Source organism: Candidatus Magnetobacterium casense (assembly GCF_000714715.1).
Classification (GTDB): domain Bacteria; phylum Nitrospirota; class Thermodesulfovibrionia; order Thermodesulfovibrionales; family Magnetobacteriaceae; genus Magnetobacterium; species Magnetobacterium casense.
In genome coordinates this window covers 1-24,646 of the sequence record NZ_JMFO01000015.1, presented here as the reverse complement: position 1 = coordinate 24,646, position 24,646 = coordinate 1, and the positions used below count along the sequence as shown (strand labels likewise).

Below are 24,646 nucleotides of genomic sequence, written 5' to 3'. Positions count from 1 at the left end.
TCGCCATATAAGTTCTAAACCTTTTGATATACAACCGTCTTACCAATTATGTGTGGTCTGAAGACCCGCGTTATATCGTGCAAGCTCTCGGCCATACCTATGAACAGGTATCCGCCGGTTCTCAGGGAGTCGTAGAGGTTGGTCACCGCTTTGAGCTTGGCCTTTTTATCGAAATAGATAAGCACGTTTCTGCAAAATATCACATCCATATCACGAAAGCCCCTGACCTTTTTTTCGTCGATAAGGTTTACTTGCACGAACTTCACCTTTGCCTTAACATCGTTGTTGAGTGTATAGTTTGTTGCCGTACTTTGTTTGAAATATTTTTTTATGTATTGTTCCGGTATATTTCTTATGGCATACTGACCATAGTTGGCCTCCTGTGCCCTTGCGATTACCACATCGCTGATATCGGAGGCCAGGACATCGAATCTCACGGTACATGTTTTTGGGTTTTCCATGAGCATCATTGCTATGGTATAGGGTTCTTCACCGGTTGAACAGGCGGCAGACCATATCTTTACGCTCTGGAGTTTTCTCTCTTCTTTTATTTTGGGTACCACCTGTTGTACTAAGACGTCCAACTGTTGGACTTCACGGAAAAAAAAAGTTTCGTTTGTCGTAATCTTATCATACAGTACCTTTATTTCGTTTTTATCCGTGTTGTACTTTAGCAGGTAGAAGTAGTCTTCGTAGCTGCCGATCTTTTTTTCCTCAAGTCTCTTAGACAATCTGTTTTCTATAAAATATTTCTTTGTATCCGGTATATATATTCCCGTGTTGTCATAGATAAAGTCTCTGATATCCTTGAAGGTTTCATCCTTGAGCACCATCATAGGGACTGTATGGCCTCCTCGGCCTTCATTCTGATGGAGGCATTGTGATGGTCTCTCATTGGCAGCAGGGCGTTATAGGCATCTATGCTGCCGATCTTGACAAGGGCCTCGATGGCACCAAGTACCACGAGGGGTTCGGAGTCACGCAAGGCGGCTATCAGGTCAGCCAGGTGTTCTGGCGCCCTGTTGTTTGCAATTGCCTTGATGGCATAGAATCTCACCCACATATCTGTATCGTGTATGGCGTTTAACAATGCCTCAGAGAGGCTGCCCGACTGTCCCAACCCCATAACGGCCACCTTTCGTATCTGCGCACTTGGGTCGGTGAGGGCATCCTCGAGTCTCTTTTGCGTCTCTGACAACTTGAAGGACGACAACCGTGCAAGGGCGGATGCCTTGACACCTTCATTCTTATCGTGGGAGAGTCTCATGATGAGCTGTACATCCTTGCCGTATTTGGCAACATATGTCTTTATGTTATTGGGATACCCCTCTATGTCTTTCAGGAAGTCTTCACTGCCCAGGTATAGCAGGGCCTGGACAGATTCCTCTATGACGTCCTCGCAGCGTTCGTTTCTGAGCAGTTGTGCCACAGGCTCGTATGCCCTGATGTTTCCGATCTTGCGCAGGGCATAGACTACCTGTAATTTCATGTGACAGTCGTCGTCCTTGAGGGCTTCTATAAGGGCATCTACGCAGCGATCATCGGCTATGCTGACGAGGGATTTGGCCGCTCCGCGTCTGATATCCCTGAAGGGGCCTCGCAAGAGATCTATAAGTTCTTGCGTGGCTGCCGTACATTTGAATCTGCCAATTAACTCTACCAGCAGGGTCTTGGCCCTGAAGCGCAGGGAGACCTTTTCCCTAAGTATGCCTATGAGGCTATCGCAGTCGGCAATCTCAGCCAGGGCGTCAATGACGGCACGATAGCGTTCGTCCTCTTCCGGGTACGATGTATCCAGAGAGCCGGCCAGCTCTATGAGCGTTAAAATTACCCTCTTGTCTTTGAGGACCTTTAAACCCTTGATGGCTGTTAGTTTTTCCTCCCAATCGTCGTCGTTTAACATGTTGATCAATTCATCGGCTATGTAGCCCATATCGGGTTCGATCCCGAGGTTGACCAGACTCTTGACGGCCACGGCCCTGTTAAAGCTGTCCAGGTTCTGGATGCAGTAGATCAAGGCGTCTTTGGACTCCTTTGACGGTATCTTGCCCAGGGTCTCAAGGGCTGCATATCGTATCACGTTTGAGTTGCTTCTGAACAGGCGGAATATGGAGTTGACGGCCTGTTCTGAGCTCATCTTGCCGATGGCCTCAAGGGCTGCAAAAACCACCCATTCTTCGGCGTCGCACAGGGCGGCCTCAAGATGCTCTCCCGCACTCCTGTCCCCCAAAAGGCCAAGGGTGCGACATGCCGCCGCCCGTACATTGGGATTTACATCCCTCAGCAACGGCAACACCTTATCAATATCCACATCGGTCTTTATATCGCCCATGAGGTCAAGGGCAAACTTTCTGATATCTTCGTCCTTGTCCAGCAGCAGATTGTACAGGAAGGGGACTGTGACCTTACCCAGCTCCCTGAGGATGACCAGGGCGGCATTTCTCTGCGCCGGTCCCCTTCTGAGTACCGGGATTGTCATATAGGCCACCACCTCGCCACCTATCTTGATGAGTGCCTGCATGGCGGCATCCTGCACGGCGGCATTGGTGTCGGACAATGCCCTGATCAGGGGGTAGATAGCCCGTTCGTCACCATCTGAGAGCATCGTGGCCGCTGCGCGTCTGTCAGAGGCGTCCGTGCCGCCTAATTTCCTGATCAGCGAATAGAGTTTTTTTGTCTGTAACATTAAGTCCTTAGATATTATATGATTTTTTTACTTTAAAATAAAAGAGTTTTTTTTACATCTCAGAGGGGATTGTTGACCGTAAGCATTGCCTTCATCCGCAGTATTGCCTGACTATGTAACTGACACACCCTCCCTTCTGATAGGCTGAGTACCTTGCCGATTTCCTTCATTGTCAGTTCGTCCCAGTAATACAACGACAGTACCATTTTTTCCTTATACGGCAGATCATCTATCAGACGGGCGAGGGTGTTACGCTGGGACAGCTCTATCAGTTGGGTAAGCGGGTCCTTGCCGGAGGTATCCGGGATGTTGTCTACCATGTTGAGATCCTCACCACCGGCAAGTTTACCGCTGAAGTCCTCAAATCTCAGTGTGATCACACTGTCAGCGTCTTTGAGTATTTTATAGTAATCATCCAGGGATATTTTGAGTTCTGCTGCCACTTCTTCGTCCTCGGGTGCCCGGCCCAGTGTTTTTTCGAGGTTTACGAACACTCCTTTGAGTTCGCAGACCTTTTCCTTGAGCGACCTTGAGGCCGTATCGAAGTTCCTGAGTTCATCGAGCATTGCCCCCTTGATCCGAAACTCGGCAAATGTCTTGAGTTTAGATTTTTTTGAGTCGTAATTTTCCAGGGCATCCAGGAGTCCTATAATTCCAACGCTTATGAGGTCGTCTACGGTCAGTTGAGGCGGTATCCGGTTTAACAACCTAAATGCGGTATATTTAATAAACGGCAGGAAATCCTTTATTACCTCCTCCCTCTGATCGTTGCTGATTTCAGTCTTATAGACCTTTGTACCCATTACTACTTCTTTACCGTCTCAGAGGATGATGACAGTAGATTGCCTATAAAGAATTGCAGCGACCCCTTGACCCTTATCTTTGACTTGCTAAGTATCTTTGTAGCCAGGCTGGCAACCTTTTTGGACGCCTTGCTATCGGGGAAGGCTTCGACAAAGGCCTTTTGTGCCCTCACGGCCTTGACCACGGCATTGTCGCGGGGGATGAATCCGAGGTAATCCAGCGATATGTGCAGGAACTTCTCCGCCGCCGTCAACAGTCTCTTAAATACCTCCTTGGCCTCGGTTTCGTCTTCGGCGGAGTTTACGAGGACGTTGAGGCTTTTTTCCTGGTACCGCGTATAGAGTACCTTTATCAACGCATAGGCGTCGGCAATGGAAGTGGGGTCGGGCGAAGTCACGATGATTATCTCCTGGGCTGCGATACAGAAGAATGCCACATTTTCCGATATCCCTGCCGCCGTATCTATCAGGAGCACGTTTATATCTTCCTCAAGTGACTCAAACTCCTCAAGGAATCTAAGGCGCTGAAACTCATCCAGCGAAGTCATCTCCTGTACCCCGGAGGTGGCAGGCAGTACCTTGATCCCGTATGGACCCTCTACCATGATATCCTTGAGCTTCATTTCGCCATCAAGCACATGCTGGATGTTGTACTTTGGTGCCAGATGCAGCAGCACGTCTATGTTGCTCAACCCCAGGTCGGCATCCAGGATCAGCACCTTGCAACCCTCCTTTTGGAGTGCTATGGCCAGATTTGCAACCACGTTGGTTTTACCTACGCCCCCCTTGCCGCTGGCTACGGCTATGGTCCTGACATGGGTTTGTCCTAAAATAGCCATCTACAGCACCCCTTTTTTGAGTATCAGGTTTGCCAGCAGGTCTACCGTGGCAAACTCTATATCGTCGGGGACCTTTTGACCCGTGGTCAGATACGCTATCGGTTTCTGATAGGTCATCAAAAGATTGTAAATGGAGCCAAACCTCACGGCCTCATCCACCTTGGTAAAGCCCAGATAGTTTATGGGAAGTCTCCTGTAGTACTTGTATGCCTCCGTCAAAAACTCGTCGTCGCTGTTGACACTCATAATAAGGTGCAACTCAAGGGGCACCTCAGTCTGACATATGTCGTTTATGCCCTCAAGGTATTCCTCGTCTTTTGGGCTTCTGCCCGTGGTATCTATGTAGATAACGTCTTTGGTCTCTGCATATCTCATAAGGTTGCTTTTGAGCTCCTTTGTGTTTGTCACTACCGACAATGGTATACCCAGTATTCTGGCGTATATTCTCACCTGTTCTACGGCACCTATCCTGTACGTATCGAGGTTTATTATAGCCGCTTTTTTGCCTTCCTTTATCGAGTTGGCTGCCAGCTTGGCAACGGTGGTGGTCTTGCCAACGCCCGTGGGGCCAAGGAGCATTATGGCCTTCATATCGCTGCCGCGTTTTTTCACCTTTAAGTTACCAAGTAACAGCGGCAGCACGTCATTTACGTCGCGTGCCTTCTCACATAAGAGTATAGCATATTCCTCTCTTATTGACCTCTCCCTCAGAAAGTATAACAACATTCGCTTCTTGGGGGGAAGGGCCATTTCGTAGCCGAGATTTTTCATATCCTGGAGGGTGTCCCGGAGGCTTTCTATCTCGCCCTTGATATCTTCGGTGAGTCGTTTAACCAGGAGTTTGAAGTCGGCCGTGTAGGTTTCGGCTATTTTCACCTTTGGGTCTGGTGCGGGGGTAACTGTTTTTGCCGGTGGGTCTTCCTTGGGGGACTTCTCCTGCGCACTCTGTGGAGTTTGTACGGGGGCCGGGGGTTCTGTCGGTGTGGGTTTAACGGGGGCTGCTTTACCGGTGCTGTCTTTTCTGAGGTGGTCTTTATGCATCTCCCTTTTGTCTTTGATGGGCCTTATCTTGTTGATGTCGTAGTCAACGGCCGCTGTTACTTCGACAAAAGGGGTGTCTCCGCCTTTTTCCTCTGTTGAGAGGATTATGGCGTCCTCGCTGAGTTCCTTTTTGACCAGTACAAGGGCCTCGGCAAAGGTCTTAGCCTGATATTTCTTAATCTTCATACCTTACCACTCCTAATGAGTATAGTCTTGCCGTAGAGGAAATCTCTGCATTAGACAGCACCACCACCGATGGTATAAATTTCTCCACAAGTTTCCTTAAATATCTCCTTACGTGAGAGGAGCACAGTATCACTGGCTGCACGCCCTTAAAGTTGTCGCTGTTTACCAGGTTTTCAATCCCTCTCACTATCTTGTTTACGACGTCGGGATTTATGGCCTCTCCCGTCTGCACGCTCCTGGAGAGCATCGTCTCAAACCGGGGGTCCAGCGTAAAGACTGGCACGTTGCCCTCCTGGGTTGAGTACTGCTTGGTGATGTGTCGAGACAACGCCTGTCTCACCAGCTCTGTCAGCATCTCCGTGTCCTTTACCGATGGTGCGTAATCGATCACGGTCTCCAGTATAGTTATTATATCATTAATGGGTACTCTTTCTCTCAACAATCCCTGAAGGATGCGTTGAACCCCGCCCAGGGTGATGTGGGCCGGGATCAGTTCATCTACGAGTTTGGGATAGGTCTTGGAGACGTTGTCTAGGATATTTTGTACCTCGGAGCGGCTGAGGAGCTCCCAACTGGATTTCCTGATAAGTTCGGTCAGGTGAGTGGCGATCACCGTTGGCGTATCCACGACCATGTAGCCCTCCACCTGTGCCCGCTGGATGGTTGGTTCATCGATCCAGTAGGCTGGTAGTCCGAAGGCCGGTTCTCTGGCGGGGATGCCCTCTATCTTTTCAGACTCGTCGGGGGCCACGGCCAGCCAGTAGCCCATCATGACCTCGTTGCGCGTTATCTCTATGCCCCTGATCATAAAGCTGTACTCATGGGGTCTTAACTGCAAGTTATCCCGTATATGCACGGGGGGGATGACAAAGCCGATCTCCTTGGCCAACTGTCTTCTCATTGCCTTTATCTTGGACAGGAGTTCACCTTTGGTCTCCTCCACCAGCGGGATAAGCCCGTAGCCTATTTCCAGGGTAAGGGGGTCAAGCTCGAGGAAGGACTCAATACGTGGTTCCTCCGCAGTGGTCTCCGTGGGGCCTGCTGCCGCTGCCGCCTCTTTCTTGGTTGTTGAACTTACCAGGTAGGCAAAACCGGCCGCCGAACCCGCTATGAGTATAAACGGAAGATGTGGCAAACCGGGCACCATGGCAAGGGCAAACAGAATCCCGGAGGCCGTAAACAATGCCTTGGGGTTTATCAATATCTGCTGGGCTATGTCCTGGCCCATGTCGGAGTCCTTACCGGCACGGCTGACCACTATACCTGCCGCTGTCGATATCAGCAGCGCAGGAATCTGTGTTACAAGGCCGTCACCGACGGTCAGGATCGTATAGGTCTTGAGTGCCTCCACTATGGGTAATCCCCTCTGCAGCACTCCGATTATCAGACCGCCCACTATGTTTATGGCCGTTATGATAAGACCCGCTATGGCATCACCTCTGACGAACTTGCTGGCTCCGTCCATAGCGCCGTAGAAGTCTGCCTCCTGGGATATGATTTCACGTCTGCGTCTGGCGTCCTTTTCGTTTATCAGGCCGGCGTTTAGGTCGGCGTCTATAGCCATCTGCTTACCGGGCATGGCGTCGAGGGTAAATCTTGCCGCAACCTCGGCTATTCTGCCCGAACCCTTTGTGATAACTACAAAGTTCACGATCACCAGGATCAGGAATATGATCAGACCCACGGCATAGTTGCCACCAACCACGAAGTTACCAAAGGACATGATGACCGTACCGGCTGCCTCTATGCCCTCGTGTCCCTTTAACAGAACCAATCTCGTTGTGGCAATGTTGAGCGCCAGGCGATACAGCGTGGTTATCAGCAGCAGGGTCGGAAATACCGAAAAGTCAAGCGGTTTCTGCACATACACACTGGTTACAATTATCACCACCGCAAGTGCTATCGATATCGACAACAACATGTCAAGCAGGATCGGCGGCAACGGCAGGAGCATTACACCCAGGATCGCAACAACGGCAACGGAGACTATAATCTCGGCACGCTCTCTTAACAGTTTCAGTACAAACTTCATCACCTTATCCATGCTTGACACCCTCCCCTAACCCCTCCCATAAAGGGAGGGGGATATATGCAGAGGTTCATCCCATAAAGAGGGGAGTCTCTGCCATAGTCCTAATATCCCTCCCCTTGTGGGAGGGAATAAAAGGGAGGGGGATGTATTTTTCATGCCGCCCCCGCCCCCTTGAGTTTGAATATATAGGCCAATATCTTTGCAACCGCCTTGTATAGTTCGGGTGGAATGAAAGTATTGAGTTCGAGTTTAAACAACGTCCTGGCCAGGGGTTTGTCCTCCACTACCGGGATACCATTTTCCTTGGCGATCTCCCTGAGTCGTTCGGCGATGTATCCACTGCCCTTTGCGATCAACTTTGGGGCGATCATCTCACGTTCCTTGTATCGGAGGGCGACGGCCAGGTGTGTGGGGTTGGTTATAATCACGGTGGCCTTGGGCACTTCTGCCATCATACGTTTTCTTGCCTGCTCTCTCTGGATGCTCCTTATCCTCGATTTTATCTTGGGGTCGCCCTCGGTTTCCTTAAATTCTTCTTTTATCTCTTCCTTGCTCATCTTGATGGACTTCTCAAACCGCCATCTCTCAAAAACATAGCTCACGGCTGCAACTATGAACAGATACAAAAAACCATACAAGAGTGCCTCCTTCAGGAAATCGACGGATATAGAGGCTATCTGCCTGATCTCCATCATCGAGACGTTGGGCAGCTCCCGGATATCATGTTTGATCAATTGGTAGAAGATAATTCCGCCAACCAGGAACTTGAGCAAAGACTTCAGGAAGTCTATCAGACCGTTAAACGAAAACAACCTCTTGAGTCCTTCCAGAGGGTTGAGCTTGGAGAGATTGAGTTCCATGGGTTTCATGAAGAACCCTACCTGGGCAACGTCCGAAAACACTGCCAGGGTCATGACGGCGATAAAAAACGGCATAAGCAGTGTTATAACCTTAACCATGGCAACCCTCGTAGCCGTAAAGGGGTCCATGCCGTATTGCAGAGAGAAAAACTTGGTGAGCACATCTGACGTATTGTTATAGAAGTAGGTACCGCCAAAATGCACCACTAACAAGACGCCAGCCATCCCTGCCAGGGCAGTGACCTCACGGCTTTTGGCTGTTTGTCCTTTTTCTCTTGCCCTCTGCCGCCGTCGCGGCGTGGCTTGTTCTGATCTTTCGTCTTGTTCCGGCATCCCTACCCTTTGCCCATGACCAGTATCTTGTGCATCTCATATCTCAGGTTTTCAAATACGCTGCTTACTACCTGGAAAAAGGGCGGTATGGACAGCAGCATAACCGTAAAACCCACGATGATAAACAGCGGAAAGCTCACAAAGAAAATGTTTATCTGTGGTGAGGCCTTGTACAGAAATCCAAGCAGGAAGTTCAGCACCACCATTGCGATCATCACCGGTGCCCCCAGCTTGATGGCAATGACAAAGACCTTGAGGCCGCCAAACATCCCGTATATCATAAGTTTATCGATATTTACCTGTCCCGGCGGTACGACTTCGAAGCTCTTGGCAAATATGTATATGAGGTCGTGGTGTGCGTCCATGGCAAAGAACAACAGAGACACCAGGATGCCAAGCAACCTGGAGACCTCTGCCGACTGACCAAACTCCGGGTCAAAGCTGGTTGCTATAGAGAGTGCCATGCCGTTACTAATCATCTGTCCTGCCATGTTTACGGCGACAAAGGCCAGTCTCACTGCCCCGCCCAGGAGCATGGACAGTATGATCTCACGTGCTATGAGGCTGAAATAGTTGCCACCGGCCTTTATTTCGAAGTGTATTACAGGTGTCAACACAAAGGCCAGGGCGACCGCTATAGCCAGTTTAAACTGTGCCGGTGAGTTGCTGCTGCTAAAGAGCGGCATCATTGCCATAAAGATACTTGTCCTTAGCAGGATCAGCACAAAGATGCCTATCTGCTTTGAGACAAGCTCGGAGTTGAGCAGCTCTATAATGTTCATATTCATGTTTATGTTCATATCGATATACTTTTCATTTAGCGTATTGTGGCAGTTTCTCTATGAGGTTGACCGTGAAGGTGATCATTGTCCTGGCCAGCCACGGCATCAGCAGGAAGATGCAGGCAAAGACGGCAAGTATTTTGGGTACAAAGGTCAGCGTAAACTCCTGTATCTGTGTGATGGCCTGAAAGAAGCTGACCAACAGTCCTACCACCATGCTCACCATGAGCATTGGGCCGGCCACCATCAAGAGTGTTTTGAACACATCGCCGGAGATGTCCCTTACAATTTCTACGGTCATTGGAAGCTCCGTATCAGCGTACCCACTACGAGGTTCCAGCCGTCAACGAGCACAAACAGCAGGAGCTTAAAGGGCAACGATATCATTACCGGTGGCACCATCATCATACCCATGGAGAGCATCACGCTGGCCACCACCATGTCTATTATAATAAAGGGCAGATACAGCAAAAAGCCCATCTCAAAGGCCGTCTTGAGTTCGCTGATTGCAAATGCCGGCACTACCACCTTGATCGGTGTATCCATTGGCTTGTCCGGTGTATCCAGCTTTGACAGTCTTAGAAACAAGGCCAGGTCTTTTTGTCTTGTCTGTTTGAGCATGAAGCCCTTGACGGGTTCTTCGGCGCGTTTAAAGGCTTCTCCGAGGGTTATTTTTTTATCAAGCAGGGGGGTCAGGGAGTCCTTTGCCAGGACGTCCAGCGTGGGGGTCATTATGAGCATGGTTATAAAGATTGACAGGCCGATGACCACAACGTTTGGTGGGATTTGCTGTCCGCCGATGGCCTGTCTCAGAAACGACAATACGATCACTACCCGCGTAAAGGACGTAAACATCACAAGCATTGACGGTATCACCGACAGGAAGCTGATAAGGACAAACATCGATATCAGCGGATGGTCTATGTTAAATACGTTGTTGTTCATCGCAGGCCTCCTTTTCTGGGATGCTTTTTCCACTGAGGGTCGTAAGGAGCCTGAAATCAGTAGGTGTAACCCCGACGATCAACACCTCCGCACCAACCTTTACAGCCGCTATCCCCTTTTTCGGGCCCAGAGAGACGTACTCCAGGATGTTTATCAGACCGACCTTCTTCTGTCTTTTCTTCAGCATATATGCAATGCCATATATGAGAAAGACTACACCGCCAAGGGCCAGCAACATCTGAAGCAGGACGTCCATCATTTCAACTGCTTTAGTCTGTCTGTAGGGCTAACGATATCCGTGAGTCTTATGCCAAACTTTTCGTTAACGACTACCACCTCACCCCTTGCAATGACTTTATTGTTGATGAGCATCTCCAACGGTTCCCCGGCCAGTTTGTCAAGCTCCACGACAGAGCCTTGCCCCAACTGCAGGAGGTCGTTGATCAACATCTTGGTTCTGCCTATCTCTACAGTGACCGTAAGTGGTATGTCAAGGAGAAACTTTATGTCCCTGAATCCTTCCTCACTGCCGCCGCCTTCAAACTCCTGAAACACATCCATGCTTTAAAGCCTCCTTAAATCGTTTGTCTATGTAATGGTGCCTAGTATCTTTACTGCCTGGGTACCTTTTCTCACGCCCGTGGTACACCGGAACTTTGGTATCCCCTCAACCTTAAATATCAACTCATCCGTCAGAGACTTCCCGAGGTTGATTACGTCCCCCTGACGCATGTGCAGCAGGTCATCCACCGTAAGCTCCACATTGCCCAGGTCCACGCTGACCTCCACGTAGGACTCAGTTAGTATGTCCTTGAGGCGATTGACCCACCGCTGGTCGGTTTCCATCTTTTCGGCCTGTATGCCAGAGTACAGTTTCTCCTTGACAGGCTCTATTATCGAGTATGGGATGCAGAAGTACATCTTGCCGGTGAAGTCCTCCACCTCTATGTGTACCTCTACCTTGATAATAACCTCTGTGGGGGTCACGATTGTGACAAACTGCGGGTTCATTTCAGACCCCACGTGTTCGGGCTGGACGTTGGCAAGACCCCGCCAGGCAAGGGCAAAGTCCTTGAGCACCATGCTGACCACCTTTTTGATGATCCGCTGCTCTATGGGCGTGAAATACCGACCCTCGGACTTCGTATTGCGTGCCGTCGTTGCCCCGAAAAAGTACTCCACAAACGCAAATACCGCAGGGGCACTTATCACAAACAGTGAATAACCCTTCAACGGCTCCATCTTGAATATGTTAATACTGGAGGGCAACGGCAACGTCTTCATAAACTCACTGAACTTCATCATCTCAACACCGTGTATGTTAACATCGACAAACTTCATGATGATGGTTGAGATGGAGTTCCTGAAGAACCTCGCAAATCGCTCATTGGCTATCTCAAGCCCCGGCATCCTCCCTCGGATGATACGCTCCTGACTTGTGAGATCGTATATCTTGGCATCGAGATCATCTGCAGCACCCGCTTCCGTCTCAATGGCGCCTGCCTGTACTCCCTTTAACAGGGCGTCTATTTCGTCTTGTGAAAGTATCTTGTTCATTGCACTACAAAATCCGTAAAATAAACGTTCTTTATCATATCGCCGCCGATGGTCTGGTTGAACTTGAACAACATCTCGTCCTTCAATTGCATCTTACCCTCGGAACCCGACACCGCCTCCAGCGACTTACCGCTTAACAAGAACACTACGGCATCCCTTAGCATAGGCAATCTGTCCTTAATGTAAGGCTCGTCCTTCTTTGAGGCTATCTCCAACTGCACCGTTAACTTCATGTACCTTCCGGCATCGACGAGGTTCACCACAAATGGATCAAGTGGTACAAGCGCAATAGGACCTTCTTCATGCTTGGACTTATCCTCGTGGCCGCCACTAGCCTCTTGTCCCGCACCTTCTTTTTTCTTGCCCATCAGCTTCGTGTACGCAAGAAACCCTCCTCCTCCCAAGATCAGCAGAACACCGACTATTATGATTATTAACTTTGTACTTAGTTTCGACTTCTTCTTTTCATCTGCCGGTGTTGTCTCTACACTGTCATCGCGCTCTTCAGCCATTAAATCAAACCCTCCTAACTAACATTGAAGCAACTTATTTAAAGTAACTCCTTAATATATCATTATAGCAAAATAACCTACCTGTTATCAAATAACGTACCCATTGTATAAGCAAAAAAAAACAGAGCGCCTGTCAGCCAAGTCTATACAAAGCAGTGTCAATATAGTGTCAATTTATTGACAGTGTTGATGTTTTCTCAACTTGCCCTTTCTTCCAGAGAAAAGAAAGGGGCGGCTCCGCTACGATTGCCCTGGAATCTTTAGTTTTTCATTGTCTTAGCGGTATTTTTTTATAACAATCGACGAATTTTGGCCTCCAAACCCAAATGAATTGCTTAGTGCGGCCCTTACCAGTTTCCCGTGGGATGTCTGCCCCTTGTAGGAGACCTTTCGACCTGGTGCATAGTTGAGGTCGCATTTGGGGTCGGGTTGTGTGAGGTTTACGGTGGGATGTATCTCATCCGTGTACACTGACAGGGCGGTAAAGACAAACTCGGGTCCACCGGAAGCGGCCAACAGATGTCCAAAGACCGATTTGCTCGAACTAATGACCAACTGATGTGCGTGTTCTTTAAAGACTTCTTTGATGGCGAGTGTTTCGGCCTTGTCGTTGAGTTTGGTGCTGGTACCGTGTGCGTTTATGTAGTCGATATCTTGCGGAGACAACCCCGAATCGGCCAGGGCACCGGACATCGAGGCCACTGCCCCGGCGCCATCTGCCGGTGGAGCCGTCACCTGATAAGCATCCAGTGAGGAGGCATACCCTACAACTTCGGCATACACCCGTGCCCCTCGCCTCCGTGCGTGAGACTCCTCCTCGAGGACTACCAGCCCCGCCCCCTCGCCCATGACCAATCCCGATCTCCTGCGATCAAAGGGGCGACATGCCTCCTCCACCCTGTCCGTTGTCGTGCATGCTGCACCCAGGAGGACGAAAAAGACCAATCCCACCGGATTGATCATCGAATCCGCCCCGCCACAGACCATGACGTCGGCCTCGCCATCGCGTATAATCCTGAAGGCCGTACCAATGGCCTGGGTGGCCGATGCACACGCCGTTGTAACGGTGCAGTTTGGTCCCCGGAGTTTCAGGCGTCTGGCCACAACGGCGGCAGCACGGTTGGAGTTGTTTCGCATAATGCCATCATTGCATACCTGACCGCACTGTCTGCCAAACCGGGCAATGTCAAACTGCCCCTGTGCGGTTACCCATGGAGCCATGTCCTCCAGCCTGTTCAGGGGAAGCCCGGCGGCAAGAGAGACCCCCATCCGCCATCGCTGCCCCGGTTGTTGAAGCAGACCGGCGTCGGTCAGTGCGCTATAGCCCGCCTGCAGGGCAAATATCGTCCTGCGTTCGCCTTCCCTGAGGGCATCCTCCTTAAATCGTTCGCTGATGGCAAGGAAATCCGTCTCACTGACCTCGGCTACGGCCTGTACGGGGGAGTGTGGTACCCCCACAACTCGCCCTATGGCGCACACGCCATCGAGGGCCTTCTGCCAACTGGTCTCAACGTCAAGCCCCAGGGCAGTAACCATTCCCAGGCCCGTGACTACGACACGCTGACGGCTCATGTCCATGGTGTCAGGCCGCTGTAGTACTCAAAGCGCCTCTTTAGTTCATCGGGGTCTACACGGTGAAAGTGACTGAATATTATGCGCTGCATCGAGGCCACCTCCTTGCCGTCAACAAGCACCCAGGCCTTTCCAAGTGAATCCCGCTTGGAGGTCGATACGATCTGCCCCTGTATCTGCGCTGTCAGTCCAGGTCTCAGCATCGGAGTCACCTTGACGCCCTCAACCAGCGACATTATTGCAGAAAGCCTGAAGTCGTGCGTGTATATGATCAACCATCCCAGGAGCTGTGCCATTGCCTCGATGAATATCACCCCCGGAATAATCGCCTGCTTGCTGTAGTGTCCCCTCAGAAACTCCTCCGACAGGGCAAAAGCCTTAACACCGCTGACCCTCTTACCCTTTTCGATCTCAGTAATCCTGTCGTAAAATAAAAACCTCATGCCTATAGCTACCTACCAATAATTATTATTCAATCCCATGCTTATATAAAAACTTTTGCCCATATACTTATAACACATCTATGCCGCTTTAAAGTGAATTATTGATACTTCAGAGTGCAAATCTTCAAGTCTGTCAAGAATACACTCAATTTCACCAACCACGCCACTTGCCATATATGCCTCATCACAGTCCAGGCAGACCTCGGCAGGGACATCCTTTATGATAATTATCTTATCCCTGATAAAGAAATGAGCAATAGTTTGCCCCTCACGTATACTACCACCACATAAAGGACATCTTTTAGCTTTTAAACTTTCTTCTTTTCCAATCATTTTCCCATCTATCACCAGAAGGTTTATAAAGTGTTATTATAAGTATTCTATCATTGTCTTTGTCAATGGCAACTACTATATGAACGACGCTTATACCAACATAGCCAAGCACCAGACATCCGGGAAGCGGTCTTCCTTCCATCATATAGTCTTCAACTAAAGTACATTCCTTTAGTAGTCCCTCAACGTCATTTTTCTTAAATCCTTCTATTCTTAATTTCCTTAATGCGTGCATTGACCAGAAAATTCTTTCATTCATGTATGGTATATGTTCATTTGCCTTTTGTCTGATAAATAATTCCTTTTCTTCTCTAAGCAAGATAGTACCTTAATTTCACATCTACACCTCCACGCTGCCCACGATGATCGATACGGCCTGTCCCTCACAACTGTGGGCGTTGATCATAATTCGCCTGGCCTGTATCTTTGCGGGACTGTCAACCACCAGATCGAAGCCGACCTCGCTATCCACGGGTGTTGCATTTACGGTTGGCGGTATGATGCCCTCTCTGAGGATGCACGAGGCGATAAACGTATCAAGTGCCGGAGCCGCCGCAAGCAGATGTCCCAGGGCACCCTTTGAGGCATACACCTTGAGGGTTGACAACGTTTCTGAAAAGACCCCGTTGATTGCCTGACACTCATTGCTGTCTCCTGTGCGAGTGCCATCGCCGTGTGCGATGACGACGTCAATGTCTTTGGGGGATAGTGCAGCCATCTTTAGTGCCGCAGTCATTGATGCGGATATCGCCTCGGCAGTGGGGCCGGTAAAATCCTCGCCGTCTTGTAACTGATTATGCTCAAACGCACTGCCCCAGCCATACACACCGGCAAGAGGCATAACCCCCCTCTCACGGGCCGTGGATAAACGTTCGATGACAAACATTGCCGCCCCCTCACCCGGGACTGTCCCGCTGCGGCCTGCACCAAACGGAGACAGCGTACCGGAACTAAGGTAGCCCATGTTAAGCCCCCGTGCAATGCTCGATGGATTGACCTTTTCGCTTACCCCTCCTGCAACTACGGCTGTGGCCTTGCCCTCTGCCACCGTCCTGACTGCCTCGATCAATGCCTGAGCGCCGGAGTCGGCATGTGGTGAGAACACTACGTTTTCGCCCTTTATCTGTAACCTTATGGCCGCCTGAGACAGCGCTATGTTGTTTAACATAGACAACGGCCACAAGGGATATATCTCCCTGTAACCGCCTGTATAGAAAGCCCTGTAATCAACCTTACCATCGGGCATCAGAGACTTGACAACTGCCGGCAGTATCTGCGCTACCTCATAGTCAACCATCCCCAGACCTGCATAAAAACCGATCTCTTCGGGGGGAATGCCGCTCAACCCAATCCCCCCCTTTTCATAAGCCTCTATAGCACACTTCATCAGCATGAAGGAGTGTGTATTCATAATACGGGTTTCCTTGGGATTGATCCCCAACTGCTGCAATGCCGAAGACCTTACCTCGGCGGCAGTGCTACACGCAAAGGTGCTTGCATCGAATCCCCTTATCGGGCCAATGCCCGATTTTGCGGCCAACAACGCCTCCCATACCATTGTAGCGCTGTCACCCATGGCACTTACAACACCCGTTGCCGTTAGCACTGCCCTGACCTGCGTCCCCATCTACGCTCCTTTCCTGCTCCCACTCAGAGAGGCAGTAACCTCCTCATCATACTGGTACATGCCACGTTGCGGGGCGTTATGGACGGAAATGGAAGTGGCCCCATACGATCGGTACCGGCAGCGATATTGAGACTCCTACGCCCGGATAAGGCGGCGGAGGTCCCCACGCCGGAGGTCCGGGTGGCTCAACGTATACCGGTGCCGGTGGTCCCCAGTGTGGCGGCGGAGCTGGTGGACCAAAGTCAGGTGGCCCCGGTGGTCCAACATGCATTGGCCCTGGCGGTCCCCACGCATGCGGTCCGGGTGGAAACGCCTCTACTGCCGGGACAACTGGCATAAGCAGCATCGCCAACATCAGCGTAAGCACCGTGCCTGTTATGATTGACCTTGTCAACATAGCGTATATGCACCTCCTTTCATTTTATTTTAAAATGATACAAACCCAATTGTCAAGGTTATTGCAATATTTTTGCCAGGACAGAAACAACCCTGTCTGATGGCTTTATAAGTTTTTGGTTGGAGATAGATATCCCCATTTGAAGCAGGCATCCTCAAATGGGGAGCTGCACTTTGAGGTTCAGTGCAGCACTAATGGTGAAGAGAAGCAAAAGTGTGAAACATGTAAGGATGTTTCAGCTTTCGCAAATGCAAAAGGTGGTTATATTATTTATGGAGTACCGGAAGAAAAAGGAGAGCGGTAGTCCTGCACAAGTAGTGATGATCGTAAATTTACCACCCTCCCCTAACCCCTCCCATAAAGGGAGGGGGATGGCAATATCACTATCACTGCAGGACTACCAGTAAGTTTATTATAAACAGGATAGCCAATGCCTTTGGGTTGTGGTCAGCATTTGAGTAATAATCCAAAGCTATAAAAGTATGCCACCTCAACAAAGATACACCCATACCAGAAGGGATGCTTCATTTGGTAATCTAAAACTGACGATTGACAATATCTTTATCCATATGATAGCATTTGACATAGTTCTATTTTAAAGTGCAAAAGTATAGTGAAGGTGACATTTATTTTAGGTGTGTAGATTGTGCATAAGAATATAAATATCAATGTAAAGAGGATTAGAGCAGATTTTTACAGTGTTTATCGTCAGACAATCGTTGTGATGATGCAACAATTCATATTAAAAATAAAGATATCTATAGCAGATTTCGATTTTATCCCATACAAATTACGTAGCACTTTATATGGGGTCAAGGGGACTGGTCCCCTTGCGGGGTGGGTCTGAGGGAGGGGCGGAGCCGCTTCACTTTTTTTAGCTTATGAAAGGTAGTGGTATGATATATTTTGTTGGAGCGGGGCCTGGCAACCCGGAGCTGATAACGCTTAAGGGGCATCGGCTCCTGAAGGAATGCGACGTGGTCATATACGCCGGAAGCCTTGTCAATCCCGTCCTTGTCACGGGGCTGAAGGCGAAGGTGTACGACTCGGCACACATGCCCCTTGAGGAGATCACTGACACGATGGTGAACGCCGCACGTGAAGGCAAGATGGTGGTGCGACTGCACAGCGGGGATATCTCGTTTTATAGCGCCATCACGGAACAAATACATCGCCTGAGGGCGGCAGGGATTGCCTATGAGGTAGTCCCCGGGGTCTCCTCACTTGGCGCAGCGGCGGCGGCCATAGGGCAGGAGTTGACCATCCCGGAGGTCAGTCAGAGTGTAATTGTCACGCGCATCGAGGGCAACACCGCAGTGCCAAACAGTGAACGACTCTCTGCACTTGCAACACACAGGGCAACGATGGTCATCTTCCTGAGCATTGCGCACATAGAAGCCGTCGTCTCGGAGCTGGCAACGTCCTATCCGGCGGACACCCCCGTTGTTGTCGTTGAACGGGCGTCGTGGCCGCAAGAACGGGTGTTTGAGGGTACTATCCGGACGATAGCCGCCATTGTAAAGGACGCCGGCATTACAAAAACGGCCATCATCCTTGTAGGTGAGGCATTAAAGACCGATACAGCAAAACGTTCGAGGTTATATGATGGAGAGTTTCAAAAAAGGCGGCGGTAAGCTATACGTAGTTGGCATAGGCCCTGGTGCGATTGAGCACATGTCACAACGTGCCCTTGAGGTGATCAGGCAGAGCGAGTGTGTGGTGGGCTATACCACATATGTTGGGTTGATAGACGCCCTTGTTGATGGCAAGGAGGTACACTCCACGGCCATGACCCAGGAGGTTGACAGGTGCCGGAAGGCTATAGACCTTGCCGCAGAGGGCAGGAGTGTGGCGGTTGTAAGCAGCGGCGACCCCGGTATCTATGCCATGGCTGGGCTGATATTGGAGCTGCTAAATGGCAGAGGGGATATCGACGTGGAGATCGTCCCCGGAGTACCGGCGTTGTGCGCCAGTGCAGCGCGGCTGGGGGCACCCTTGATGCACGACTTTGCCTGTGTGAGTCTCTCAGACCGCCTCACATCGTGGGAATTAATAGAGAAACGCCTTCATGCGGCTGCGGATGCCGATTTCGTTATCGTGCTGTATAACCCCAAAAGCAAGGGCCGCAGTATGCACATCAACACCGCTCGTGACATAATCCTACGCTACAGGGCAGAGACCACCCCCGTTGGCATAGTAAAGGCTGCCATGCGTGAGGGCGAGTCGGTGGTGATAACCGATCTGAGCCGTATGCTCAACTACGAAATAGATATGCACACAACAGTAATAATAGGGAACTCACAGACCCTCAGAATCAATGATTTTCTTGTCACCCCGCGCGGTTACAAAGAAAAAAAGAAGAAAGAAAGGGGCAGCTCTGCCCCCCCTCAGAACCCCCCGCAAGGGGAGGGGTGAGGCACCCCGGCCATGAAGAAGTCCCCTTGACCCCATTTTACCATGCTTTTTTAAGAGGATACGCATAATTTATATGGATACAGTTAATATTTCGATAAACCGTATTGCGAGAAAGTCTCATTTAAACGGGGTTTTAGTAAACCTGCCGATAGATAAATCAGAGATAAGGCAGTGCGATCTTGACATTGAAAACAAGATTAGAAGTAATCCGTTAAAATGGAGTGGGCAGTTCTCTCCCCAGTTAGTTAATGTGTTAATCAAGAAGTATGCTGATAATAAAACGCTTCTATTCGACCCATTCTTAGGTAGCGGAACAACCCTTTATGAGGCTGGTTTGCTAGGAATAAATGCAGCAGGTACTGAAATAAATCCATCTGCCTTTTTACTTTCAAGGCTTTATCACTATATGAATGTCCCTTTAAATTTAAGGAAACAATATCTGTCTGCAATCACAGATATCTTGAACAGAGTATACTATGGAACTAATTTTCTCAGGCCTCTTATTGAGGAAGATTGTGATGATGCAGTAAAAAAGAAAACTCTTGAGATACTTCATAACATTAAGGATGACGAGCAATCCAGGATATTTGAGGCATTTGTTATTTTGCTGGATTTCTTTAAGAAAAATAATACTGGGCAGAGAATCACAAATACGTGGGATAGCGTTCTATAATGGAGAAATTGTGGGTGAAATAGCGCATAGAGCATTGGGGCTTGATTTAGTTCTCAGACAGGAAAGGGTATTTCGTAATAGATTTGGACAAAACATATATGAAGATATTCTTCACTTGAAGATGAAATTCTCAAAAGAGGCTATTTTTAATTTCATGTTGTTATACTGAAATGATACAGGCTTTTCCAGGCATGATAATTGAGTGTGAAAAGAGGGGATAGCCCTGCTCTCCTTGTCTGAATTTAGTCCTTAAACACAAACCCCTTGCCGAAGACCCGGACACAAGCGTCAACTACATTTGAGTCATACAGAGAATTTCGTCCGCGGCCTATTTCGTCCAGTGCGGCCTGTATACCCAGTGCCGGCCTGTATGGACGGTGATTGGCCATGGCCTCTACCACGTCAGCCACGCAGATGATCCGTGCCTCAATATATATATCATCGCCCATGAGACCGTTAGGATAGCCGGAACCGTTTAGTCTTTCGTGATGCTGAAGGATTATCTGCGCCACGGGATATGGAAACTCTATCCCCCTGAGGATATCATAGCCGATCTGAGAGTGCTCCTTGATGAGACTAAGCTCGTGTGGTTTTAGTCTGCCAGGCTTGCTGAGTATCTCAGTAGGTACGGTCAGCTTGCCGATGTCGTGTATGGTGGCCGCCACCCTGACGCCCTCTGTCTGCTGAAGGGACAGATGCATTTCATCCGCAATGGCACGGGAGAGATCGGCAACCCTGCGTTGATGTCCGGCAGTGTATGGGTCTTTTGCCTCAACTGCGGCAGCCATTGCCTGGGTCACGGCATCCGTAAGTTTACGGAGTTTTTCTACCGTTTTTTCAAGCTCAATGGCGTTTTGTTTGCGTCTTGTGATGTCTCTGATTATGCCGGTAAAAAATATACCCGTGCGGGCACTCCACCTGGCAACGGATAGCTCTATGAAAAACTCCTCTCCATCCTTCCTCAAGGCGCTGATATCTACTGTCTTGCCAAGGGTCTTTGATATGCCTGTATCAACGGCTGCCTTCAGTCCATTTTTGTGTGCTTGACGGAAACGCTCAGGGATAATCCTTGTCAGAGGCTGACATAGCATCTCCTCTGCGGTGTAGCCAAATATATGAGCAGCGCCGTTGTTCCATGTACTTACGTTACCGTTTGTGTCTATGGAGATAATGGCATTACTTGTTGTCTGGACAATGCTGCGGAAGTGTTCTTCCCGCTCCTGGAGTGCCGCCTCAGTCTTTTTGCGCACAATGATGCCAGAAAGGACATTGGCCACTGCGTTGAGCATCTCTTCGGTATCGTAATCCCTCGATTGCCCCTTTATAGTATAGACGTTAAAGACCCCTACGACTTTGTCTTGAAATATTATCGGCAGACAGTAGTGGCCGTGTGAAATCAACCCCTCATAGGAGATCGTGTGCTGTTGATCGACGTCTTCGGCAAAAACGGTCTGGCCAGTTTCAGCCGCCTTGCCGCACAGACACTCCCCAAAACGGATGTTGATACACTTGGTCATCTGATCAAGACTGTAGGAGTAGGCAGCCACAAGTGTGAGCATATCGGGGGCATTGTCGTTGACCACGTAGACGCATCCCTTGCTCAACAACGATAGCTTGGGGGTTGAGAGAACGGTCTTGAGTATGTTGTTTAACAGCTCGGAAAAGGAGAGGTCCCTAAGAGAGATTTGCAGGATGCTGTGTGTCAGGGTCTGTATTTCGAAGTGTAGTTTTATCTTGTTTTCCGTGCTTTTGAGGCCCGTTATATCGTGAAAAACCATGAGTCTTTCAGCGGTGTCGTCGTTATAGTTCAGTAGTGTTTCGTATACCTCATATGTTTTCTGGCTTTTGATGACATTTTTCTCCCAGCGGATGCTCTTACCATCTGTGACGTCATTGATTATGCACCAGGAACAGACGGCAGACTCATCAAAGAAGTATTGGTGACACTTTCTGCCCTGTGCCGGGCCAAAGTCTGTTTCAATTGAGTTATTGATAAACTCCACGCCGTAGTCCTTGTTGATTACACAGATACCGTCCTCTATGGAATTTAGTATGTTATATAGCCTGATGCGTTCTCTATGCAACCCCGTGTGGAGCTTGTCTTGCTCGATGTGCTCTGCGTCCCTCTTTTTTAGCAACCACCACAGGGTCGTCCCCATAACGCCTATGGCCAGAACAGAACCGATAACGATAAACAAGAGCAACATCTTCAATCCCGGCATGGTAACGTTTGGGTTCAGGGTTGCTGTAATGGTGGCAATGTCTTTGACTTTGTGGGTAACGATTACCGGCTGGGTTGGCAGGTAGGTGTTCTTAAGACGGTTGTGCAGGATAGCGATGGTATTAGCGTCGTTGACAACCCTTAGTTCGAGGAGCTCGCCATGGTTATCAAACCACCTTGACAGGATGGTGTTTAGTTCCCCGAGGTGATTTGATGCAATAGATTCCTCAACAACGATTCCAACAGTGTTGAGTTCGTGCCGTAGTTGTTCTTCCATCTTCTGGTAGAAGTTGATCCGCTTGTGCATCACCAGTATGCCGTCAACGATGAATACAAATACCACTAGTATGGCCATAAAAGACACCAGTATGTTCTTGTAATAGCTCACCACTGTAAAAACTGCACATTCAGTTTATTCATACGATATCTATAATACAACATATCACGCATTCTTGGATAGATTGCCCTGACGCCGAAGTTGGTAGTACCACAATCAACCGTGGTTGTCAACATTTAAGCCACTTTTATATTTTCTTAGTATGACATTGTTACTGTGTTTAAGCGATGTGACTACGCCGGACTGGAGTGCGACCAATATTTTGTGGTTGTTGGAATATATGAAACTGTTTATGGGGCTATCTTGGGGCTTGAATATCCTTTGAAGTTTCTCCCTATTGCCTCACAAATTGGTTCAAAGTGACGTATATTACGAGTGAGCAGGGTTGAATCATGAGGAGGTATGACTGCATGTATAGCGTCAGTACAGTCCCAACAGAGACCTTGATTTTGGTGATGATTGCTAATAGGTCTGTCATTATTGATCAGCTTTAATATTTCCTTGAGACTCCTAATTCTCTTTGTAGTTTCCTTGTCTTTCTCTTTAATGGTCTCAAGTTTTTTTAATATCTTTTCAAAGGCATCCTTATTGTCCCGAATATATTGAGTTATATTACATTTATCTCTTGATTCATCACATTTAAGCGGCTTATTTATAAACATTTTTTTCTCCAAAAATGGAGCACCCAAATCCTTAAAACACTGCATTGGATTATGTGTTTCTCTTACACGTGTTGATATTTTATGAAAACAAAGCTTTATCTGAGTCCTCAAATTACTCTTAAAGGCATTTAATCGTATTTCTCCCTCGTTAATATCTGCATATTGTCCTTTTAGTTCTGAAGGCTTCTTTTTTGAGTAATCCGCCTCAAAAATCGACACTGCATCTACACAGGCTCCCAAATAGTACCTATTAGGAGAGCTTGTAAGGTTAGAGATAAATAGAGAGATATCTTCAAAACTTTTACACCTGACCGCCTTATTATATAACAACACCCACTTGTGAAGAAATCCTTTCTTTATCTCCATCTTTGAGTATTGAGAAGTTGAGACGCCATTTGCTTTTTCTATAATATCAGATAGCTCAGGATACCACCCTTTTAGGATACCATCTATTAACGCAGTTGTTTCTAAATAAACACTATCTGCCACAAACAGTTCTCAGATTTTATCAGGTTGAACACTTACCGTTGATAAGGGACCGGCAATATTGAAATGCCTTGATAGTTTATCCAATATATCAAAATACTTAGTAACTGTCCATAATTAACTTGAACAATTAGGTGCTATAGTATAATTCCATTCACCATGAAATGAAGCCTTAGTTAAATTAACTTTGTCAAATTCTTCATCAGACACCTTAATTCCCTTTGAGTAAGCAGTTGTATCCAGTTCTGCCTTGATCTTTAAACCCTTATTTGTTGTGGTGCTACCTATTAGATTTACGATTATCTCATGGCTTGTCAAAGGCTTACCACGCCAGTTCATGCTTATATGGCAGAACATTCTATGTTCTATTTTATTCCATTTGCTGGTTCCCGGTGGAAAGTGACAAACCGATATGTTTAAAGCTGTTTCGTTTGCAAAACGTTGGAGTGCAACCTTCCACAAACGGACACGATAGCCATTACTGCCCCCGCAATCAGCAGTAATGAGAAGTGTTTTAGCATTGGGATAATGTTCACACCCCATTTTACGCCACCAGCGGCGGATACTTTCCACTGCAAACTCCGAAGTATCGTTATCTGTACCAACACTTACCCAGCCTATATTTGCGCCTTGATCGTATACCCCATAGGGATTGACCTTACCAAGTTCCTTGTCGGCAAAGTCATGATCCCGTACCACATCGGGTTGTCCCATCGGTTGCCATTCACGTCCCGCATTTTTAAAATCACCTACAAGTTCCTTCTTTTTGGTGTCCACAGATATTACTGGTTCTTGACGCTGTTGGAAATCAACCACTTGCTCGTTTATGTATCTAAACTGAGCATCGCGGTCGGGATGGTCTGAACCCTCACGTATCTTCCGGTTCGCTTGTAAACTGTACCCC

General features: G+C 48.6%; 27 protein-coding genes. 4 read left to right on the top strand and 23 right to left on the bottom strand.

Features of this window, described 5'->3' with window-relative positions:
• Positions 1–14 precede the first annotated feature (14 nt).
• The 20 genes from Mcas_RS09305 to Mcas_RS18170 all read right to left on the bottom strand — a co-directional run bounded on the left by Mcas_RS09305 (position 15) and on the right by Mcas_RS18170 (position 16,948).
• Entirely contained in the window at positions 15–836 is an 822-nt protein-coding gene (locus Mcas_RS09305) for a CheR family methyltransferase (RefSeq protein ID WP_040335261.1), read from the bottom strand.
• Complete coding sequence (locus Mcas_RS09300) at positions 833–2,686, bottom strand: HEAT repeat domain-containing protein (RefSeq protein WP_040335260.1); 1,854 nt, start codon at positions 2,684–2,686, stop codon at positions 833–835. Before Mcas_RS09300 ends, Mcas_RS09305 begins: the two co-directional genes overlap by 4 nt.
• Before the next feature lie 59 nt (positions 2,687–2,745).
• The gene (locus Mcas_RS09295) at positions 2,746–3,489 is read right to left on the bottom strand and encodes a sigma-70 family RNA polymerase sigma factor (RefSeq protein WP_040335259.1); all 744 of its coding nucleotides are present in this window, start codon (positions 3,487–3,489) and stop codon (positions 2,746–2,748) included.
• 2 nt (positions 3,490–3,491) lie between these two features.
• On the bottom strand, positions 3,492–4,328 hold the full coding sequence (locus Mcas_RS09290) for a MinD/ParA family protein (RefSeq protein ID WP_040335258.1): 837 nt from the start codon (positions 4,326–4,328) through the stop codon (positions 3,492–3,494).
• A complete protein-coding gene (flhF, locus tag Mcas_RS09285; RefSeq protein WP_040335257.1) occupies positions 4,329–5,555 on the bottom strand; it encodes a flagellar biosynthesis GTPase FlhF in 1,227 nt (408 codons plus the stop codon).
• Positions 5,545–7,599 carry a flagellar biosynthesis protein FlhA gene (gene flhA, locus Mcas_RS09280; RefSeq protein WP_040335256.1) on the bottom strand — a complete coding sequence of 685 codons (2,055 nt, stop codon included), beginning with the start codon at positions 7,597–7,599 and terminating at the stop codon, positions 5,545–5,547. The genes flhF and flhA overlap by 11 nt, the downstream gene beginning before the upstream one ends.
• A 140-nt stretch (positions 7,600–7,739) precedes the next feature.
• Positions 7,740–8,780 carry a flagellar biosynthesis protein FlhB gene (gene flhB / locus Mcas_RS09275; protein WP_040335255.1) on the bottom strand — a complete coding sequence of 347 codons (1,041 nt, stop codon included), beginning with the start codon at positions 8,778–8,780 and terminating at the stop codon, positions 7,740–7,742.
• 2 nt (positions 8,781–8,782) lie between these two features.
• Positions 8,783–9,580 carry a flagellar biosynthetic protein FliR gene (locus Mcas_RS09270; RefSeq protein ID WP_040335254.1) on the bottom strand — a complete coding sequence of 266 codons (798 nt, stop codon included), beginning with the start codon at positions 9,578–9,580 and terminating at the stop codon, positions 8,783–8,785.
• A 13-nt stretch (positions 9,581–9,593) separates the two neighbouring features.
• Positions 9,594–9,863, bottom strand: a complete 270-nt coding sequence (gene fliQ, locus Mcas_RS09265; RefSeq protein ID WP_040335253.1) for a flagellar biosynthesis protein FliQ — start codon at positions 9,861–9,863, stop codon at positions 9,594–9,596.
• Positions 9,860–10,507 carry a flagellar type III secretion system pore protein FliP gene (gene fliP, locus Mcas_RS09260; protein WP_040335252.1) on the bottom strand — a complete coding sequence of 216 codons (648 nt, stop codon included), beginning with the start codon at positions 10,505–10,507 and terminating at the stop codon, positions 9,860–9,862. Before fliP ends, fliQ begins: the two co-directional genes overlap by 4 nt.
• A complete protein-coding gene (locus Mcas_RS09255; RefSeq protein ID WP_081853745.1) occupies positions 10,488–10,766 on the bottom strand; it encodes a FliO/MopB family protein in 279 nt (92 codons plus the stop codon). Before Mcas_RS09255 ends, fliP begins: the two co-directional genes overlap by 20 nt.
• A complete protein-coding gene (gene fliN, locus Mcas_RS09250; protein ID WP_052567089.1) occupies positions 10,763–11,068 on the bottom strand; it encodes a flagellar motor switch protein FliN in 306 nt (101 codons plus the stop codon). The genes Mcas_RS09255 and fliN overlap by 4 nt, the downstream gene beginning before the upstream one ends.
• Before the next feature lie 27 nt (positions 11,069–11,095).
• The gene (gene fliM, locus Mcas_RS09245; protein WP_040335250.1) at positions 11,096–12,064 is read right to left on the bottom strand and encodes a flagellar motor switch protein FliM; all 969 of its coding nucleotides are present in this window, start codon (positions 12,062–12,064) and stop codon (positions 11,096–11,098) included.
• Positions 12,061–12,576: a flagellar basal body-associated FliL family protein gene (locus Mcas_RS09240; RefSeq protein ID WP_040335249.1), complete on the bottom strand. Its 516-nt coding sequence runs from the start codon at positions 12,574–12,576 to the stop codon at positions 12,061–12,063. Before Mcas_RS09240 ends, fliM begins: the two co-directional genes overlap by 4 nt.
• 276 nt (positions 12,577–12,852) lie before the next feature.
• Positions 12,853–14,154 carry a beta-ketoacyl-[acyl-carrier-protein] synthase family protein gene (locus Mcas_RS09235; RefSeq protein ID WP_200873672.1) on the bottom strand — a complete coding sequence of 434 codons (1,302 nt, stop codon included), beginning with the start codon at positions 14,152–14,154 and terminating at the stop codon, positions 12,853–12,855.
• A complete protein-coding gene (locus Mcas_RS16685) occupies positions 14,145–14,591 on the bottom strand; it encodes an ApeI family dehydratase (RefSeq protein ID WP_052567088.1) in 447 nt (148 codons plus the stop codon). The genes Mcas_RS09235 and Mcas_RS16685 overlap by 10 nt, the downstream gene beginning before the upstream one ends.
• Positions 14,592–14,669: 78 nt before the next feature.
• Entirely contained in the window at positions 14,670–14,924 is a 255-nt protein-coding gene (locus Mcas_RS09225) for a YgiT-type zinc finger protein (RefSeq protein ID WP_040335248.1), read from the bottom strand.
• Positions 14,893–15,243 (bottom strand): DUF4258 domain-containing protein, encoded by a 351-nt coding sequence (locus Mcas_RS09220; RefSeq protein ID WP_052567087.1) that lies wholly within the window; start codon positions 15,241–15,243, stop codon positions 14,893–14,895. Before Mcas_RS09220 ends, Mcas_RS09225 begins: the two co-directional genes overlap by 32 nt.
• A gap of 21 nt (positions 15,244–15,264) precedes the next feature.
• Positions 15,265–16,551 (bottom strand): beta-ketoacyl-[acyl-carrier-protein] synthase family protein, encoded by a 1,287-nt coding sequence (locus Mcas_RS09215; RefSeq protein ID WP_040335247.1) that lies wholly within the window; start codon positions 16,549–16,551, stop codon positions 15,265–15,267.
• A 76-nt stretch (positions 16,552–16,627) separates the two neighbouring features.
• Positions 16,628–16,948 carry a hypothetical protein gene (locus Mcas_RS18170; RefSeq protein WP_156033293.1) on the bottom strand — a complete coding sequence of 107 codons (321 nt, stop codon included), beginning with the start codon at positions 16,946–16,948 and terminating at the stop codon, positions 16,628–16,630.
• Positions 16,949–17,087: 139 nt separating this feature from the next.
• On the opposite strand from Mcas_RS18170, the gene Mcas_RS17645 reads away from it, so the two are divergent.
• The 4 genes from Mcas_RS17645 (at position 17,088) to Mcas_RS09185 (ending at position 20,036) form a co-directional block, all read left to right on the top strand.
• Positions 17,088–17,252 (top strand): AlbA family DNA-binding domain-containing protein, encoded by a 165-nt coding sequence (locus tag Mcas_RS17645; RefSeq protein ID WP_162176293.1) that lies wholly within the window; start codon positions 17,088–17,090, stop codon positions 17,250–17,252.
• Positions 17,253–17,844: 592 nt separating this feature from the next.
• Positions 17,845–18,582 carry a precorrin-4 C(11)-methyltransferase gene (gene cobM / locus Mcas_RS09195; protein WP_040335298.1) on the top strand — a complete coding sequence of 246 codons (738 nt, stop codon included), beginning with the start codon at positions 17,845–17,847 and terminating at the stop codon, positions 18,580–18,582.
• Positions 18,551–19,363, top strand: coding sequence for a precorrin-3B C(17)-methyltransferase (gene cobJ, locus Mcas_RS09190; RefSeq protein WP_235203367.1), 813 nt, complete (start codon positions 18,551–18,553; stop codon positions 19,361–19,363). The genes cobM and cobJ overlap by 32 nt, the downstream gene beginning before the upstream one ends.
• Before the next feature lie 73 nt (positions 19,364–19,436).
• The gene (locus tag Mcas_RS09185; RefSeq protein WP_052567085.1) at positions 19,437–20,036 is read left to right on the top strand and encodes a DNA methyltransferase; all 600 of its coding nucleotides are present in this window, start codon (positions 19,437–19,439) and stop codon (positions 20,034–20,036) included.
• Between the two features lie 242 nt (positions 20,037–20,278).
• Here Mcas_RS09185 and Mcas_RS16680 read toward each other — a convergent pair whose 3' ends face one another.
• The 3 genes from Mcas_RS16680 to Mcas_RS09170 form a co-directional block, all read right to left on the bottom strand.
• Positions 20,279–22,612, bottom strand: a complete 2,334-nt coding sequence (locus tag Mcas_RS16680; RefSeq protein WP_156033292.1) for an HD domain-containing phosphohydrolase — start codon at positions 22,610–22,612, stop codon at positions 20,279–20,281.
• A gap of 272 nt (positions 22,613–22,884) precedes the next feature.
• Positions 22,885–23,745, bottom strand: coding sequence for a hypothetical protein (locus tag Mcas_RS09175; RefSeq protein ID WP_040335243.1), 861 nt, complete (start codon positions 23,743–23,745; stop codon positions 22,885–22,887).
• A gap of 114 nt (positions 23,746–23,859) precedes the next feature.
• Positions 23,860–24,646: ISAzo13 family transposase (locus Mcas_RS09170; protein ID WP_040335242.1), on the bottom strand; the 787-nt coding region annotated here is incomplete at its 5' end.

Bases quoted from the DNA above. Each gene is read 5' to 3' on its own strand.
- Mcas_RS09305 (WP_040335261.1), bottom strand. From the start codon at position 836: ATGATGGTGCTCAAGGATGAAACCTTCAAGGATATCAGAGACTTTATC.
- Mcas_RS09300 (WP_040335260.1), bottom strand. From the start codon at position 2,686: ATGTTACAGACAAAAAAACTCTATTCGCTGATCAGGAAATTAGGCGGC.
- Mcas_RS09295 (WP_040335259.1), bottom strand. From the start codon at position 3,489: ATGGGTACAAAGGTCTATAAGACTGAAATCAGCAACGATCAGAGGGAG.
- Mcas_RS09290 (WP_040335258.1), bottom strand. From the start codon at position 4,328: ATGGCTATTTTAGGACAAACCCATGTCAGGACCATAGCCGTAGCCAGC.
- flhF (WP_040335257.1), bottom strand. From the start codon at position 5,555: ATGAAGATTAAGAAATATCAGGCTAAGACCTTTGCCGAGGCCCTTGTA.
- flhA (WP_040335256.1), bottom strand. From the start codon at position 7,599: ATGGATAAGGTGATGAAGTTTGTACTGAAACTGTTAAGAGAGCGTGCC.
- flhB (WP_040335255.1), bottom strand. From the start codon at position 8,780: ATGCCGGAACAAGACGAAAGATCAGAACAAGCCACGCCGCGACGGCGG.
- Mcas_RS09270 (WP_040335254.1), bottom strand. From the start codon at position 9,580: ATGAACATAAACATGAATATGAACATTATAGAGCTGCTCAACTCCGAG.
- fliQ (WP_040335253.1), bottom strand. From the start codon at position 9,863: ATGACCGTAGAAATTGTAAGGGACATCTCCGGCGATGTGTTCAAAACA.
- fliP (WP_040335252.1), bottom strand. From the start codon at position 10,507: ATGAACAACAACGTATTTAACATAGACCATCCGCTGATATCGATGTTT.
- Mcas_RS09255 (WP_081853745.1), bottom strand. From the start codon at position 10,766: ATGATGGACGTCCTGCTTCAGATGTTGCTGGCCCTTGGCGGTGTAGTC.
- fliN (WP_052567089.1), bottom strand. From the start codon at position 11,068: ATGGATGTGTTTCAGGAGTTTGAAGGCGGCGGCAGTGAGGAAGGATTC.
- fliM (WP_040335250.1), bottom strand. From the start codon at position 12,064: ATGAACAAGATACTTTCACAAGACGAAATAGACGCCCTGTTAAAGGGA.
- Mcas_RS09240 (WP_040335249.1), bottom strand. From the start codon at position 12,576: ATGGCTGAAGAGCGCGATGACAGTGTAGAGACAACACCGGCAGATGAA.
- Mcas_RS09235 (WP_200873672.1), bottom strand. From the start codon at position 14,154: ATGGACATGAGCCGTCAGCGTGTCGTAGTCACGGGCCTGGGAATGGTT.
- Mcas_RS16685 (WP_052567088.1), bottom strand. From the start codon at position 14,591: ATGAGGTTTTTATTTTACGACAGGATTACTGAGATCGAAAAGGGTAAG.
- Mcas_RS09225 (WP_040335248.1), bottom strand. From the start codon at position 14,924: ATGATTGGAAAAGAAGAAAGTTTAAAAGCTAAAAGATGTCCTTTATGT.
- Mcas_RS09215 (WP_040335247.1), bottom strand. From the start codon at position 16,551: ATGGGGACGCAGGTCAGGGCAGTGCTAACGGCAACGGGTGTTGTAAGT.
- Mcas_RS18170 (WP_156033293.1), bottom strand. From the start codon at position 16,948: ATGTTGACAAGGTCAATCATAACAGGCACGGTGCTTACGCTGATGTTG.
- cobM (WP_040335298.1), top strand. From the start codon at position 17,845: ATGATATATTTTGTTGGAGCGGGGCCTGGCAACCCGGAGCTGATAACG.
- cobJ (WP_235203367.1), top strand. From the start codon at position 18,551: ATGATGGAGAGTTTCAAAAAAGGCGGCGGTAAGCTATACGTAGTTGGC.
- Mcas_RS09185 (WP_052567085.1), top strand. From the start codon at position 19,437: ATGGATACAGTTAATATTTCGATAAACCGTATTGCGAGAAAGTCTCAT.
- Mcas_RS16680 (WP_156033292.1), bottom strand. From the start codon at position 22,612: ATGGCCATACTAGTGGTATTTGTATTCATCGTTGACGGCATACTGGTG.